Genomic DNA, 15958 nt, shown 5'->3' with positions numbered 1-15958 from the left:
ATATTGAGAGGTGATAGTATGTTAAAGGACCTCTTTCATAAAAAAAAGAAGTACGCTACTATTAAGTTATATGAGGATAAGAAAGAGGACAAAAAAGAAGATATAAAAGAAGAAAGTGCCCCTATAAAGAAGAAGGAGAAAGATATAGATAGCGATTTATGGACAAAATGCAAAAGTTGTGGAGAGATAATATTAACATCAGATGTGGATAAAAACCTAAAAGTATGTCCTGAATGTGGATATCATTTTAGAATGAGAGCAAGGGAAAGAATATCTGCTATTTTAGATAAGGATAGCTTTATAGAATTTGATAAAAATATGGAATCTTCTAATCCCTTAAGCTTTCCAGACTATGAGAAAAAGATGGATAGGGCTAAAGGAAAATCTTCACTATTAGAAGCAGTTGTAACAGGTGAAGGAAAAATTGAAGGAAATTCATGTATAATTTGTGTAATGGATCCTTATTTTATGATGGGAAGTATGGGGTCAGTAGTTGGTGAAAAAATAACTAGAGCAATAGAAAAGGCATTAGAAAGGGAATTACCACTAATAATATTTACGGCATCAGGTGGAGCTAGAATGCAAGAGGGAATACTATCACTTATGCAGATGGCTAAGACATCTGCAGCTTTAGGGAGATTATCCCAAAAGGGTATACCATATATCACCGTTTTAACTGACCCTACTACAGGAGGAGTTACTGCTAGTTTTGCAATGTTAGGTGATATGATATTAGCTGAACCTGAAGCACTTATAGGCTTTGCAGGCCCAAGGGTTATAGAGCAAACTATAAAACAAAAGCTACCAGAAGGCTTTCAAAGGTCGGAATTTCTAAAAGAAAAGGGCTTTGTAGATAAAATAGTAAAAAGGCAAGAACTTAGAGATGTTTTAGGAAAAATACTTTATATCCACTCATTAGGAGGAAGTAACCATGCCTAATCAATTAGAATTTGAGAAACCTATGCTTCAGTTAAAAAACAAAATTAAAGAATTGGAAAAATTGGCAAAGGAAAATAATATAGATTTATCAAGTGAAATAGAAGTTTTAAGAACTAAGCTTGAAAATATGAAAAAAGAAGTATATAGTAATCTTACACCTTGGCAAAAGGTTAAACTAGCTAGGCTTCAAGAAAGACCTACAACTTTAGAATATATTGAAAAGCTTTTGTCTGATTTTATTGAATTTCATGGTGATAGGCTTTATGGAGATGATAGTGCAATAGTTGGAGGAATTGGAGTTCTAGATAATATACCAGTAACTGTTATAGGGCACCAAAAGGGTAAGGGTACAAAGGATAATATTAAAAGAAACTTTGGTATGCCTCATCCTGAAGGCTATAGAAAAGCCTTAAGGCTAATGAAACAGGCTGAAAAATTTAATAGACCTATAATTACATTTATAGATACTCCAGGTGCCTATTGTGGATTAGGTGCAGAAGAAAGAGGACAGGGAGAAGCTATTGCAGTTAACTTAATAGAAATGAGTAAATTAAAAACGCCTATTATAGTTGTAGTAATTGGAGAAGGTGGTAGTGGTGGAGCACTAGCCCTTGGAGTAGGAGATAGAATTTCTATGCTTGAACATTCAATATATTCAGTTATATCACCTGAAGGATTATCTAGTATTCTTTGGAAAGATGCTTCATTAGCAGAGAAAGCAGCAGATATTATGAAACTAACAGCACAAGATATATACAAGTTAGGAGTTATAGATAAGATAATAAAGGAACCATTAGGTGGGGCACATAAAGATATTGATTTAACGACAAACAACATAAAGGAATATATATTAGAAGAATTACCTAAACTAATGAGTCTAGATTCAGAAACTCTTTTAGAAAAAAGATACGAAAAAATAAGAAAAATAGGAGTGTGGAAATAAGCGAGCTTTGCTCGCTTATTTTTATTGCATAATATATTATCCTACATGAAAAAATACAAATACAGAGGTGAGAGTAGGATGATACTATTTAAAGAGACTTCAAGTAAACTAAAAGGGATATATAAATTAATAAGAATGGTACCAGTTATTGGTTGGTGTATGACATCTTCACTATTAGCTTTAGCCTTTGCTATAGGTAATATAGACATTAATTACATTGTTATAATAAATTTTATTTTAGCTATGTTAATTTTGATAATACTTCATGGGATAGTATCCCATAGTATTAATGATAAGTATGACTGGATTTCCTATACTGACCAAAAGACAAGAGGTATATTATCAGGTGGTTCGAAGGTACTTAAGAAAGGACTACTTACAATTAGAGATTTAGATAAATTAGCTATCATAGGAATTATAAGTTCTTTATTAATTGCTACCTTTTTTGTTTTAAAATTTGGATTTTTAGTCTTTATAGGAATATTAATTGGAATATGGTCTGCTGTAACCTATAGCCTTCCTCCATTTAGATTTTCCTATAAGCCTTTTTTAGGGGAATGGTTTTGTGCTTTTCCTGCTCTTGTTACTGCTACAAATGCAGTTTACTATATTTTAACAGGAAGAATATCCTTTGTTTCAATATTAATTTCTTTAATTAATGCATTCCTATGTATAGGATGGCTTATGCACCATCATATAAGTGATATTGAAGGTGATATGAGAGCTTTCCCTATTAAAAAAACTACTGTATTATTTACAGTTCTTAATTTTGGTAGAGAATATGCTGTAGTTGTCCCTATTGTTTATTACATTTTTTCCTTACTATTATCTTTTGCAGGATTATTTTATATAAGTAAGGCTTTTTTAATCCCAGCTATAATTTCTCTAACTTGTATTATTTTAGAAGGAACAACAAATACTTTGGATATAGATGATATTACTAAGAAAGAAAATTATATGTCATTTTTGGTAATAATAAATCCTATTATTATACTCCTTTATAGAATAGGAGGGATCTACAAATAAAAACTAAAATACTACTAAAAGATTATAAAAAGGATATACAGATTATAACAGAAATTATGAGAAAAGAGCTGAAGAGTGAGAGTAGATATTTAAATGAGGTTTCTGACTTTTTCTTTATAGGGAAAGGAAAAATGTTAAGGCCTATTTTGACACTATTATGTGGAGAAGAAAATAATAAATATGATTTATTAATTGCTTCAGCTGCCTTTGAAATACTTCATATGGCTTCACTTGTCCATGATGATATAATAGATCAATCAAAAATTAGAAGAAGTAATAAGACAATCAACGAAAAGTATAGTATATGTGAAGCACTATTATTAGGTGATTTTTATTATATTAAAGCTATAGATTTATTTTCAAGAATAAATAAACCAATAATGAAATATGTAATAAATACAATAGTAAAATTAATTGAAGGGGAGATGGATGAAAGAGATTATTTATTTGATTTTAGCATAGATGAAAGTAAGTATTTAAATATGATATATAAAAAAACAGGTTCACTTATATCAGCTTGTTGTACTGTTGGTGCAATAATTGGTGACCAAAATGATAAAAAGGTATATAAGTATAAAAAATATGGTGAATATTTAGGTATAGCATATCAATTAAGGGATGACTTATATGATTATAGTGAAAATATTCAAGTTATAGGGAAAGATATAGGGCAAGATCTTAAAAATGGAATTATTACATTACCTATAATACATTTATTTCAAGGGGATTATTTAAAAGAGTCAGAAAAAAAGACTTTTAAGAATTTAATAAAAGAGGGAATGTTAGATGAAGATGTGTTAAAAAGCTTGAAGTTAAAAATGCTAGAAACTGGGAGTTTTGAATATACAAAAGAAAAAATATTGTTTTATGGAAATAGTGCATATAGTGAATTAGAAGAATTAGAAGATTGTGAGTACATAAAAGAATTAAAGGCAATAACTAAATATATAATTAAAAATAATGATGTTTATAAATAAAAGGAAATAAAACATTAAAAGAATTAAGATAAGACTCTAGATAATAAGGCTGCTGTCCCCACAAGGGGATGTTTTTTATTGCAAAAAAGATATTTAAGTGGTATAATTGCTAGGTAAAAAATATTATGTAATGTAAGTGTAATATAATATTATTAATCTATATGATATAATATAAAATGAGTAAATATGGAAAAAAGCTATTATAGATAGCTTCAAAATGGGAAGGTGAATAGATATGAAGCAGTTTTTGAAGGTATTTTCTATTGCCTTTATATGTTTTGCTTTAGCTATAGGTGCAGGAGTATTTACCTATTTTAAGTTTTATGATACATCTACAGCTGATGCACAATCTGTAGAAGAACCATCTAATAATAAAAATGATGAAGAGAATGATTCGGGTAAGAATGATAAAGAATTAACTCCATTTGAAAAAGCTGTAAAAGAAAGTGAGAGAATTAATGTATTACTTCTTGGATTAGAGGAAGTAAGAACTGATACTATAGTTTTTGCCAGCTATGACCCTATTACGAAAAAAGCTAACTTAATTTCTATACCTAGAGATACTTATTATCATAGGGCAGGATATGATCAACCTGATAAAAGAAAGATAAACGCAGTTTACGGTGATGCTGGAGCAAAGGGAGTTACAAGAGTAGTATCACATATTTTAGGTGTACCTATACATCACTATGTTTTAGTAACATATGAAGGTGTAGAAGAGATTGTAAATGCTCTTGGTGGAGTAGAGGTAGATGTTCCATTCCATATGAAGTATGAAGATCCAACTGATGATCCGCCACTTTATATTGATATACCAGCTGGGAAACAGATTTTAAAAGGAGAGAAGGCTGTACACTTTTTAAGATATAGGCATGGATATCCTGATGGTGACTTAGGAAGAATTAAAGCACAGCAACAATTTATGAAGTCGGCGGCTAAAAAGGCATTAAGTATTAGACTTCCTTATGTAGCAAACGCAGTTTTTAAAAATGTAGAAACAGATATGAGTTTACAAGAAATGTTATCTTATGTACTTAAACTTAAAGGATTTAGCATGGATAATATATCTATGAGAACACTTCCAGGAAGACCGATTAATAAGTTTGGATTATCCTATTTTGCTCATGATCCAAAACAGGTTAAAGGATTAATGAAAGATATATATGGTGTAAAAGAAGATTAGAAAGAAGGGTTCCTATTTATTTGGAACCCTTCTTTCTAATTTGGGGGAAGTGGGGGACTAAGATATTAATATATATAACCAAATTTGTAATAAATTAAACGTGTAAATTGAAAAAAACTTAAAAAGTGTTGTTGGTATTTATTATTTACTAAAATTTAATTATTTAAACATTTTAAACACATTTTTTTTCTAAAATAAGCTCTCCAATCTCAAAGACATTCCCTGCCCCTACAGTTAAAACAATGTCATCTTTAGTTATATTCTTTTTAAGATGATCTGCAATTTCATGGAAATTATCAATATATATAGCATCTTTTCCTCGTTTTTTAAGGGCTTCTACCAAGTCCTTTGAATGGACAATACCTCTGTCTTTTTCTCGTGCTGCATATATGTCAGTAATTATAATCTTATCTGCTTTATCGAAAGACTGTGCAAATTCATTTAATAATGCTTTTGTTCTTGTATATGTATGTGGTTGAAATACACACCATATTCTATTGTGAGAAAGGTTAGATGCTGTATTCAGGGTAGCTTTGATTTCAGTAGGATGATGGGCGTAATCATCTATTATTTGAACTTGATTAAAAGTACCTTTTATTTCGAACCTCCTATGGGTTCCTTTGTATTTTTTTATAGATTTAACTATATCTTTAATTGGTAGACCTAGTTGATGAGTAGCTGCTATGGCTGCTAAGGCATTATAAATATTGTGTTTGCCAACAATATTTAGTTCCACTTTATAGCTTTTATTACCTTTTACAATAAGGTCAAATATTGGATGCCCATTCTTATTATAAGATATATTAGTAGCATAATAATCTGCCTTATTGTTTATACCAAAGGTTATAATATTACAATTTTTACCACCTACAATTTTTCTCGTATTTTTATCATCATTATTTAGTATTAAAAAACCGTCCGAAGGTATTAGATTACCAAACTTATCAAAGGTATGGACTATATGATCTAAATCTTTAAAATAGTCTAAATGATCTTCTTCTATATTTAAGATAATACCCACAGTTGGAAAAAACTTGAGAAAGTTACCCTTATACTCGCATGCTTCAGTAAGTATATAATCCCTTCCTCCAATTTTTACATTCCCATCTATTTCGTCAAGCTCACCACCTAAAAGTATAGTTGGCTCTAAGGGGGAATTGTTTAGAATAACTGCTATCATACCTGTTGTTGTAGTTTTACCATGGGTACCTGATACAGCTATAGAATTTTTATATCTCTTCATTAATTGTCCTAAAAAAGATGCCCTATCTAGGGTAGGGATTCCCTCTGCTTTTGCCTCTTTTAATTCAGGATTGTCATCTCCTACTGCCGATGTATAAACAACCAGATCTGCACCCTCTATATTACATTCATTATGACCTATATAAACTTTGACTCCTTTATTTCTAAGTCTTTCAATTAATGGTGAATACTTTAAATCTGACCCCGAAACTACATGACCTTCATGAAGTAAAATTTCTGCAAGGGCACTCATACTGATACCACCTATTCCTACAAAATGGATATGATTATAATCAAACATTTAAATACCTCCCATGGCATATAGTATGTAATCTATATATTAGTATTATTACCAAAATCTACATTAATATTTTATGCCTTGTCAAATTGTCCTGTTACTTTGTCGATTATATCATATTATAATAAAAATATATACTATAATCCGATGATATTTTTACTTTAATATAAGACTTTTTTTATCAAAAGGTATTGAATAAATTGTTCATAACGAATAAAATTATATTTAATAGAAAAAATATTCGGATTTAGGAGGATAAAAGTGAAAAAATTTAAAAGAAACGAAAGAATAGGAGCTATAATGAAAATATTATCTGATAAGCCTAACCATATATTTACCTATAATTATTTTACTGAGATGTTTAACGCAGCAAAATCTACTATTAGTGAAGATATAATGATAGTAAAAAAGTTAGTAGAAAAATTAGAATTTGGAGAAATAGAAACTATACCAGGTGCGGCAGGTGGAGTAAGATATTTACCTAAAGCCTCAAAGCTACAACTTAAGGAATTTTTGCATAATACTTGCAAAAAACTTTCATCTCCTGAAAGGTTAATACCAGGTGGATTTATTTATATGACTGATATCTTATATTCCCCCGAGATTGTAACAAATATAGGTAAAATATTTGCTACTAAATTTTTTGATAAAGAAGTTGACTATGTAGTTACAGTTGAAACAAAGGGGATTCCTATGGCTTTAATGACTGCAAAATTATTGGAGGTTCCTCTTGTTATTATAAGGCGAAATAATAGGGTTACAGAAGGTTCTACAGTTAGTATAAATTATGTTACTGGCTCAACAAAAAAAATCCAAACTATGTCCCTTTCTAGGAGAGCAATTAAAGAAGGGTCTAAGGTTCTTTTAATTGATGATTTTATGAAAGCAGGAGGAACTGCTAAAGGAATGAATGATATGATGAAAGAGTTTAATGTAGATGTGGTTGGAATAGGCATATTTATAACAACAAAAGAACCTGCAGAAAAACTTATAGACAATTACATCCCCCTTTTAATTTTAAAAGGAATTGATGAAGAAAATAAGAAAGTTTATATTGAACCAAATAAAGAACTTTTTTAGAATTGATAATTAATATTCTGTAAGTTATAACAAAATTCCAAAAAATATGATAAAAATCCATATTTAAGAAGGAATCCCAAAAAATTTAGAGAATTACTAAAGTAATACCTATATATGTTAAATTTGACTGACAATAAGGGGGGGTGAAAATCATGGAAGTAACAGATGTTAGAATAAGGAAAATAAATAATGAAGATGATGGAAGAATGAAAGCCATAGTTTCAGTAACATTTGATAATCAATTTGTAGTTCATGACATTAAGATTATAGAAGGTAATAAGGGAATGTTTATAGCTATGCCTAGTAGAAGAATGCTTGACGGAGAGTTCAAGGATATAGCTCATCCTATAAACTCAGAAACTAGAAGTAAGATACAAGAAGCTGTATTTAAAGAGTATGAAAAAGCATTAGAAAAGGTAGAAGCTTAAGGGTCGTTTTAGACCCTTTTATTTTTTTTTGATTTTTGATGAAAAATGAAATAAAATGAATATGGTAGTTATTTTTGTATACAAAAAAATAAATTCAGAGGGGATGGAGATATGATTACTTCCATTATTTTAGCCGCTGGAGAAGGTACTAGGATGAAATCAAGTTTGCCAAAAGTTCTTCATAAGGTTTGTGGAAAGTCTATGGTTAACTGTGTAGTCGATACTTGTAAAAAAGCAAATATTAATAAAAACGTAGTAGTAGTTGGTCATGGAAAAGAAAATGTTATTAAGTCTTTAGAGGCTGAAAACGTTAACTTTGCCGTTCAGCCAATAGGAGAGGATATACCCTATGGAACAGGATATGCGGTAATGCAAGCAAAAGATTATATAAAAGATAATGAATATGTAGTTATCCTTTATGGGGATACCCCTTTGATAACAAGTAAGACATTAACTAATTTAATCGATTATCATAAAAATGGTAAATATGCTGCAACAGTTTTAACAGCAGATTTTCAAGACCCTACTGGATATGGTAGAATAATCAGGGATAATAAGGGAAATGTAGTTGAAATAGTAGAACATAAGGATGCTACAGATGAACAAAGGGAAATAAAAGAAATTAATTCAGGAATATATTGTTTTTACGGAAAGTATTTAAAGGAAGCATTAGACAACTTAACTAATGATAACGCACAAAATGAATATTATATAACTGATGCTATTAAGATTTTAAAGGATAAAGGTCTTGAAGTTGGTGGATATAAGCTTGAAGATAGTACAGATATAAAAGGGGTAAATACTAGAGTTCAACTTGCAGAAGCTGAAAAGATAATGAGAAAAAGAATTAATGAAAAGTTAATGTTAAGTGGTGTTACAATTATTGACCCAGATAATACTTATATAGGAAGTGAAGTTGAAATAGGAAAAGATACAGTAGTCTATCCAGGTGCTATATTAGAAGGTAAAACTAAAGTGGGCAGTGAGTGTATAATAGGACATAATAGTAGGATAGCAGATAGTGTTATAGGGGATAGAGTTAATATTCAAATATCAACTATTATAGAAAGTAAAGTTGATGATGATACTAAAATAGGGCCATATGCTTATTTAAGACCTAACAGTGATATAGGAAAATCAGTTAAGATTGGAGACTTTGTTGAGGTTAAAAATTCTAAGATTAATGATAACTCAAAGGCTTCACATCTAGCATATATAGGAGATGCTGAAGTTGGAAAGGACGTAAATATCGGTTGTGGAGTAGTGTTTGTAAATTATGATGGAAAGAATAAACATAAAACTATAGTTGAAGACAAAGCCTTTATAGGTTGTAATGTAAATCTGGTCTCTCCTGTAACTGTAAGAAAAGGAGCTTATATTGCTGCAGGTTCTACTATTACAGATGAAGTACCTGAAGAATCCCTTGCAATAGCCAGATCCCGCCAAACCAATAAAGAAGGATGGGTAAAAAAGAAAAATAGTTCAAACAAGTAGCTTATAAGGAGGAATTAGAATGAAATTAATGGGTAGAGATATAAAAATACTAGCAGGTAATGCAAATAAAGAATTTGCACAGAAGATATGTGATGAATTAGGATTATCTTTAGTAGATAGTGAAGTAGGTAGATTTAGTGATGGAGAAATATCAGTTATGATTAATGAAACAGTTAGAGGTGCTGATGTCTTTGTAATCCAGCCAACTTGCCCTCCTGTTAATGAGAATCTTATGGAATTACTTATACTTATAGATGGACTTAAAAGAGCATCAGCAGGAAGAATAAATGCTGTTATACCATACTATGGCTATGCAAGACAAGATAGAAAGACAAAAGCAAGGGATCCAATTACATCTAAATTAGTAGCAGACCTTTTAACAAAGGCTGGAGCTGATAGAGTAGTTAGTATGGACCTGCATGCCGGTCAGATACAAGGATATTTTGATATTCCTGTAGACCATCTAACAGGAATTAATATATTAGCAGACTATTTCAAAAAAAGAATAAACAAAGATACAGTTGTAGTTTCTCCAGATATTGGAGGAGTTAGAAGGGCTAGGAACTTTGGTAGTATATTAGATTTACCAATAGCAATAATTGAGAAGAGAAGACCTAAGGCTAATGTTTCAGAAGTTATGAATATTATAGGTGATGTTAAAGGTAAAAATGTTATATTGGTAGATGATATTATTGATACTGCAGGCTCTATGACAAAAGCAGCTAATGTATTAAAAGAGTTTGGAGCTTTAGAGGTTTATGCTTGTTGCACACATCCAGTTTTATCTGGACCTGCCATAGAAAGAATTAAAGACTCAGCTATAAAGAAACTTGTTGTTACAGATACTATACCATTATCAGATGAGAAAATGATTGATAAAATAGAGGTAGTTTCTGTTACACCATTATTTGGGAAAGCAATAAAGAGAATTTATGAAAACCAATCAGTAAGTAAGCTATTTGATTAATTTATTTCTTAAAATATAATATAAAATAAAGGATGGGGGAATAAAAAGGATATCCTTCATCCTTTATTTTAATTGTTTTTTGATATCTTGTGTATCATTTATATTATTGGTAAAGAATAAATAATAGTTTTTAATCTAAGGTAAGCCAGTAGTTTTTTTGGGAGTGATGATTGTGTACGCTGTAATAGGACTAGGAAACCCAGAACCAGAATATGGTGGTACAAGGCACAATGTGGGGTTTGATACTATAAATTGTATTGCAGAGAGAAACAATGTAAAACTTTCAAAATTAAAACATAAATCTATTTATGGGGAGTTTTTTTTAGGAAATGAAAAAGTATTTTTAGTGAAGCCACAAACCTATATGAATAGAAGTGGAGAAGCTGTTTTAGATATTCATAACTACTATAAAATACCAATTGAAAATATTATTGTTATATATGATGATATAGATATAGAGTTTGGAAAACTAAGAATTAGAAAAAAAGGAAGTGCTGGAAGCCATAATGGTATGAAATCTGTTATTTATCAATTACAAAGTGACCAGTTTCCTCGAGTAAGAATTGGAATAGGAAAGCCTAAGGAAGAAGGCTTAGTACAATTTGTTTTAGGTAAATTTACTAGAGATGAAAAAGAGGTAATAGATAGCACTATTTTGAAGGCTGCAAAAGCAGTAGAATCAATTATTCAAGAAGGTATTGATAAAGCCATGAGTAAATATAATGGATAATATAAACAGTATTTACTACTTAATACAATTAAATGACATGTAGCCCAGGCCTTTACCTGGGCTTAAAGTGCTGTCTTAAGGAGAGGATATTATGGAGAAAAACATGTTTATAGACCAATTAAGAAATTTAAATTCATATAAAGAATTTTTAAATCTTATAGATAAAAAAGTTACTCCAATATCAATACATGGGCTATCAGAGGAAAACATTGCTCATATAGGATATGGCCTAAATCAGCATCTTAAAAAACAAATACTTATTTTAGTTGATAATGAAATAAAAGCAAAAAAAATGGTAGAAGATTTAAAACTTTTTACTATGAAGAATGTGGAGCTTTTTCCACACAGAGATGTTTTGTTTTATGATATAGATGCACATAGTCATGAAAATTCACATCAAAGGTTAAAGGTTATAGATAGGTTAATTAATAAAGAAAAGATAATTGTGATAGCTTCTATTGAAGCTATGTTTAATAAGGTTATGAGACCTGAGTTTTTTAATCAAAATAGTATAACATTAGAATTTGGAAAACAAATAGATTTACAAAAACTTTCTACCATATTTAATCTTTTTGGATATGAAAGGGTAGATATGGTAGAAGGAAAGGGGCAATATAGTATAAGGGGAGGAATAATTGATTTCTTCCCAATAATTAGTGATAATCCCTTTAGAGTAGAGTTGTTCGATGATGAAATAGATTCTATTAGAAGTTTTGATATAAAAACTCAAAGGTCTATAGATAATATACAGGAAGTTACAGTTTTCCCTGCTAGAGAAATATTGATTACTGATAAAAGTAAAAAAGAAATGATAAGTAATATTAAAAAAGACATGAAAGGATTAATTAAAAAGCTTGAAAAAGGTAAAGAAACTATACTAATAGACAAATTAAGGGAAAAATTCAATCATTACATTGAATACTTAGAAAATGGATTTAATATTGAAAACATAAATGTTCTTACCCCATATATATCAGAAGATTTTACCAGTATTATTAGCTATCTAAATAATGATTCAGTAATACTAATAAATGATCCTCAAAGAATAAAAGATAGTATTAAAGCTATGGAAGAAGATTTTAGAAATAAATTTTCAGATTTTTTTGAAAGAGGAGAAGCTTTACCTAAGCAAAAAGAGGTTTATTTACCTTTATCTAAAGTAAAGGAACAATTAGAAAGCAATAATATTGTATCAGTATTTAATATATTAAAAAAGGATCCTTTATTTACCCCTAAAGAAATATTAAAGATTACTTCTAAAAATATGCATTCTTTTCACAATAAAGTAGATATTATATCAGATGAGTTGAAAGAATTAAAATATAAAGGATATAAAGTAATAATATTATCAGGAGTAGAGGATAGAGGAAAGAGGCTTGTTAAAACATTAAAGGAAAAGGGAGTAGAATGTAATTTTGTAGAGAATCATAATCATGATATTAAATCAGGCCAAGTTTTTGTAACTACTGGGTCGATTAGTCAAGGCTTCGAGTATCCGGAAATTAAGTTTGCATTAATCAGTGATAAGGAAATATTCGGAAAACCCAAAAAGAGAATAAGAAAAAAGAAAAAAAAGAGAAAAAATGCTACTAAAATAACTTCATATGCTGATTTGAAGCCTGGTGATTATGTTGTCCATGAAACACATGGTATAGGTAAATATGAAGGTATAATAAAACTTAAGGTTCAAGGTGTAAAAAAAGATTATTTAACTATAAAATATTCTGGAAAAGATAAGCTATATATTCCTGTAGACCAAATGGATTTAATTCAAAAGTATATAGGTGGAGATGCTCTAAAGCCAAAAATAAATAAACTTGGAAGCAATGAATGGACAAAAACAAAGGCAAAGGCTAAGAAGGCAATTGAAGATATGGCAAAAGAGCTTCTGGAATTATATGCAAAGAGACAGACGGCAAAGGGATTTGCCTTTTCTAAAGATAAGTTATGGCAAAGGCAGTTTGAGGACTTGTTTCCATATGAAGAAACTGAAGACCAGTTAAGGTGTATAAAAGAGATAAAAGAAGATATGGAAAAATCAAAACCCATGGATCGTCTTTTATGTGGTGATGTAGGCTACGGAAAAACAGAGGTTGCCTTAAGGGCTGCATTTAAAGCAGTAATGGATAGCAAACAAGTAGCCTTCCTTGTTCCTACCACTATATTAGCTCAACAGCATTACAATACTTTAAAGGAAAGGTTTGAACAATTTCCAATAAATATAGAAATGCTAAGTAGATTTAGGACACCTACTCAACAAAAGAATATTTTAAATCAATTAAAAAGTGGTAATATAGACATAATAGTTGGAACCCATAGGTTATTATCAAAGGATGTAAAATTTTACGATTTAGGACTTTTAGTTGTAGATGAAGAGCAAAGATTTGGAGTAAAGCATAAAGAGTCACTTAAAAAATTAAAGGAATCAATTGATGTATTAACTTTAACTGCAACTCCAATTCCTAGAACTCTTCATATGTCCTTAATAGGTATAAGGGATATGAGTGTCATAGAAGAACCACCTGAAGATAGATATCCTGTCCAAACATATGTGGTGGAATTTAATGAGCAGTTAGTTAGGGACTCTATCATAAAGGAGTTAAATAGAGGAGGACAAGTATATTTCGTATATAATAGAGTGAAAGGGATAAGGCAAATAGCATCAAGGTTAAAAAAATTAGTGCCTGAGGCTAGGATAGCAGTAGCACATGGACAAATGAGTGAAAGGGAATTAGAGGGAATTATGATAGATTTCCTTAATCATGAATATGATATTTTAGTATGTACAACTATAATTGAAACAGGAATGGATATATCTAATGTTAATACTTTACTTGTATATGATGCTGACAAAATGGGATTATCACAATTGTATCAGTTAAGAGGAAGGGTAGGACGTTCTAATAGAATAGCATTTTCTTATTTTATGTATGAAAAAGATAAAGTTCTATCTGAAGTTGCAGAAAAAAGATTAAAGGCAATAAAAGAATTTACCGAATTTGGATCTGGATTTAAGATTGCAATGAGAGATTTAGAAATTAGGGGTGCTGGGAACATACTTGGTCCAGAACAGCATGGCCATATGGCTGCAATAGGATATGATTTATATGTAAAGTTTTTAGATGCAACTATTAAAAGGTTAAAAGGAGAAGAAAAAGAGGAAGACATTGAAACAACTATAGAGTTAAATGTTGACGGGCATATACCAACTTCATATATACCAAGTGAAGAACAAAAAGTTGAAGTATATAAAAGGATATCTGCTATTGAAAATAAAGAAGATTATTCAGATGTATTAGAAGAATTAATAGATAGATTTGGAGATATAAGATCTGAGGTTAATAATTTACTTAGAATATCTTATATTAAGTCTGTATGTAAGAAAGCCAAAATAACCTCTTTAACCCAAAAAGATAAAACTATAAAGATAGAATTTTATAAACCTGATGTAATTACTCCTGAATTAATAGGTGAACTATCTAAAACATTTGGAAGAAGAATGGGATTTGATGTATCAAAAAATCCTTGTATTAATTATAGAGTGGATAGTAAAAAACAAGATAAGATGTTAGCAGAAATAGAAGAAGTTGTAGAAAAAATTTACAGTTTTATTAAAAGATAATTTGATATATAATAAAAGGTATGTAATGTGTATTTTAGGAGGAGCTGGTAGGATGCAAAAAAACAAACTATTATTACCTGTTATAGTATTTGCTTTAATCATTCTTTTAGTTGGCTGTAATAAAGATGTTGATGAAAATACTATAGCTATAGTAAATGGTGAAAAAATATTAAAAGAAGACTTTGATAAGGATTTCTTAATGTATAAAAGAACTGTTGAAAGTAGAATGGATACTGAAATATGGCAACAGTTGGAACAAGAAGCTAGAGACCAAATTTTAGAAAAGCTTATAATGGAAGAAATAATTGTTCAAAAGTCTAAAGAACTAGGATTACAGGTTACAGAAGATGAAGTAGATAAAGAAGTTGAAAACTATATTAAGCTTTTTAATGGAAAGGAAAACTTTAAGAAATTCCTTGAAGAAAATAATATTGATGAAAATTATTTTAGGAAAAGAATAAAAAGGGAAATGTTAGTATCTAAATATAGAAATCAATTTGTTGAATCATTAAATATAACAGAAGAAGAGGCAAGAGAATATTACGATAATAATACAGAACTATATAGAGATTTGAGAGTAAGGGCAAGACATATTTTAGTAGATACAGAGGATGAAGCTAAGGAAATTTTAAACCAATTAAAAAATGGAGCTGACTTTGCAGAGCTTGCAAAAGAGAAATCTACTGGTCCATCGTCTGTAAATGGTGGAGATTTAGGATATTTTACAAAGGGACAATATCTTCCTGAATTTGAAAAGGCAGCATTTGCGTTAGAGCCTGGTGAAATTAGTGATATAGTAAAGACACAATATGGTTACCATATAATAAAAGTTGAGGATAAAATAGATAAAACTTATTCATTTGATGAAGTAAAGGAAAGCGTCATTGAAGATATAAAAGAGCAAAAATATCAAGAAAAATTAAATGAGTTAAGAGAAAATGCTGAAGTTAAAGTATTTGAGGAATAGAAAGCTGATGGGTTTAATCCATCAGCTTTTTTTATGTAAATATATTAAGTATTAATTTACAA

Annotated in this window: 13 protein-coding genes; 12 read left to right on the top strand and 1 reads right to left on the bottom strand. The window is 29.8% G+C overall.

Going from position 1 to position 15958, the window contains the following annotated elements; genetic code table 11:
* Window positions 1–18: 18 nt before the first annotated feature.
* The 5 genes from accD (at window position 19) to BET03_RS03565 (ending at window position 5068) form a co-directional block, all read left to right on the top strand.
* Complete coding sequence (gene accD, locus BET03_RS03585; RefSeq protein WP_120167378.1) at window positions 19–939, top strand: acetyl-CoA carboxylase, carboxyltransferase subunit beta; 921 nt, start codon at window positions 19–21, stop codon at window positions 937–939.
* Window positions 932–1882 (top strand): acetyl-CoA carboxylase carboxyltransferase subunit alpha, encoded by a 951-nt coding sequence (locus BET03_RS03580; protein ID WP_120167376.1) that lies wholly within the window; start codon window positions 932–934, stop codon window positions 1880–1882. The genes accD and BET03_RS03580 overlap by 8 nt, the downstream gene beginning before the upstream one ends.
* Window positions 1883–1906: 24 nt before the next feature.
* The gene (locus BET03_RS03575) at window positions 1907–2908 is read left to right on the top strand and encodes a prenyltransferase (RefSeq protein ID WP_120167374.1); all 1002 of its coding nucleotides are present in this window, start codon (window positions 1907–1909) and stop codon (window positions 2906–2908) included.
* 56 nt (window positions 2909–2964) lie between these two features.
* Window positions 2965–3885, top strand: a complete 921-nt coding sequence (locus tag BET03_RS03570; protein ID WP_120167372.1) for a polyprenyl synthetase family protein — start codon at window positions 2965–2967, stop codon at window positions 3883–3885.
* A gap of 235 nt (window positions 3886–4120) precedes the next feature.
* Window positions 4121–5068, top strand: a complete 948-nt coding sequence (locus BET03_RS03565; RefSeq protein ID WP_120167370.1) for an LCP family protein — start codon at window positions 4121–4123, stop codon at window positions 5066–5068.
* 172 nt (window positions 5069–5240) lie between these two features.
* Here the strand turns inward: BET03_RS03565 and murC are convergent, their stop codons facing one another.
* Window positions 5241–6611, bottom strand: a complete 1371-nt coding sequence (gene murC / locus BET03_RS03560; RefSeq protein ID WP_120167368.1) for a UDP-N-acetylmuramate--L-alanine ligase — start codon at window positions 6609–6611, stop codon at window positions 5241–5243.
* Window positions 6612–6869: 258 nt separating this feature from the next.
* Between murC and purR the strand changes: the two genes are divergently transcribed.
* From purR to BET03_RS03525, 7 genes are all read left to right on the top strand, one after another.
* Window positions 6870–7688 (top strand): pur operon repressor, encoded by an 819-nt coding sequence (gene purR / locus BET03_RS03555; RefSeq protein ID WP_120167366.1) that lies wholly within the window; start codon window positions 6870–6872, stop codon window positions 7686–7688.
* A gap of 152 nt (window positions 7689–7840) precedes the next feature.
* Complete coding sequence (gene spoVG / locus BET03_RS03550; RefSeq protein ID WP_120167364.1) at window positions 7841–8116, top strand: septation regulator SpoVG; 276 nt, start codon at window positions 7841–7843, stop codon at window positions 8114–8116.
* Window positions 8117–8227: 111 nt separating this feature from the next.
* Window positions 8228–9610 carry a bifunctional UDP-N-acetylglucosamine diphosphorylase/glucosamine-1-phosphate N-acetyltransferase GlmU gene (gene glmU / locus BET03_RS03545; protein ID WP_120167362.1) on the top strand — a complete coding sequence of 461 codons (1383 nt, stop codon included), beginning with the start codon at window positions 8228–8230 and terminating at the stop codon, window positions 9608–9610.
* Window positions 9611–9629: 19 nt separating this feature from the next.
* A complete protein-coding gene (locus BET03_RS03540; protein ID WP_120167360.1) occupies window positions 9630–10577 on the top strand; it encodes a ribose-phosphate diphosphokinase in 948 nt (315 codons plus the stop codon).
* 172 nt (window positions 10578–10749) lie between these two features.
* Window positions 10750–11307, top strand: coding sequence for an aminoacyl-tRNA hydrolase (gene pth / locus BET03_RS03535; protein WP_120167358.1), 558 nt, complete (start codon window positions 10750–10752; stop codon window positions 11305–11307).
* Between the two features lie 91 nt (window positions 11308–11398).
* Complete coding sequence (mfd, locus tag BET03_RS03530) at window positions 11399–14929, top strand: transcription-repair coupling factor (protein ID WP_120167356.1); 3531 nt, start codon at window positions 11399–11401, stop codon at window positions 14927–14929.
* A gap of 52 nt (window positions 14930–14981) precedes the next feature.
* Window positions 14982–15896 carry a peptidylprolyl isomerase gene (locus BET03_RS03525; protein WP_183108709.1) on the top strand — a complete coding sequence of 305 codons (915 nt, stop codon included), beginning with the start codon at window positions 14982–14984 and terminating at the stop codon, window positions 15894–15896.
* Window positions 15897–15958: the final 62 nt, after the last annotated feature.

The organism is Thermohalobacter berrensis, assembly GCF_003609645.1.
Lineage (GTDB): Bacteria > Bacillota > Clostridia > Tissierellales > Thermohalobacteraceae > Thermohalobacter > Thermohalobacter berrensis.
The sequence above is the reverse complement of the archived record's forward strand: the minus strand, read 5'-3'. Positions and strand labels throughout refer to the sequence as shown.

Excerpts from the sequence above, each read along its gene's own strand:
- accD (WP_120167378.1), top strand. The coding sequence starts at position 19 with ATGTTAAAGGACCTCTTTCATAAAAAAAAGAAGTACGCTACTATTAAG.
- BET03_RS03580 (WP_120167376.1), top strand. The coding sequence starts at position 932 with ATGCCTAATCAATTAGAATTTGAGAAACCTATGCTTCAGTTAAAAAAC.
- BET03_RS03570 (WP_120167372.1), top strand. The coding sequence starts at position 2,965 with ATGAGAAAAGAGCTGAAGAGTGAGAGTAGATATTTAAATGAGGTTTCT.
- BET03_RS03565 (WP_120167370.1), top strand. The coding sequence starts at position 4,121 with ATGAAGCAGTTTTTGAAGGTATTTTCTATTGCCTTTATATGTTTTGCT.
- murC (WP_120167368.1), bottom strand. The coding sequence starts at position 6,611 with ATGTTTGATTATAATCATATCCATTTTGTAGGAATAGGTGGTATCAGT.
- spoVG (WP_120167364.1), top strand. The coding sequence starts at position 7,841 with ATGGAAGTAACAGATGTTAGAATAAGGAAAATAAATAATGAAGATGAT.
- glmU (WP_120167362.1), top strand. The coding sequence starts at position 8,228 with ATGATTACTTCCATTATTTTAGCCGCTGGAGAAGGTACTAGGATGAAA.
- BET03_RS03540 (WP_120167360.1), top strand. The coding sequence starts at position 9,630 with ATGAAATTAATGGGTAGAGATATAAAAATACTAGCAGGTAATGCAAAT.
- mfd (WP_120167356.1), top strand. The coding sequence starts at position 11,399 with ATGGAGAAAAACATGTTTATAGACCAATTAAGAAATTTAAATTCATAT.
- BET03_RS03525 (WP_183108709.1), top strand. The coding sequence starts at position 14,982 with ATGCAAAAAAACAAACTATTATTACCTGTTATAGTATTTGCTTTAATC.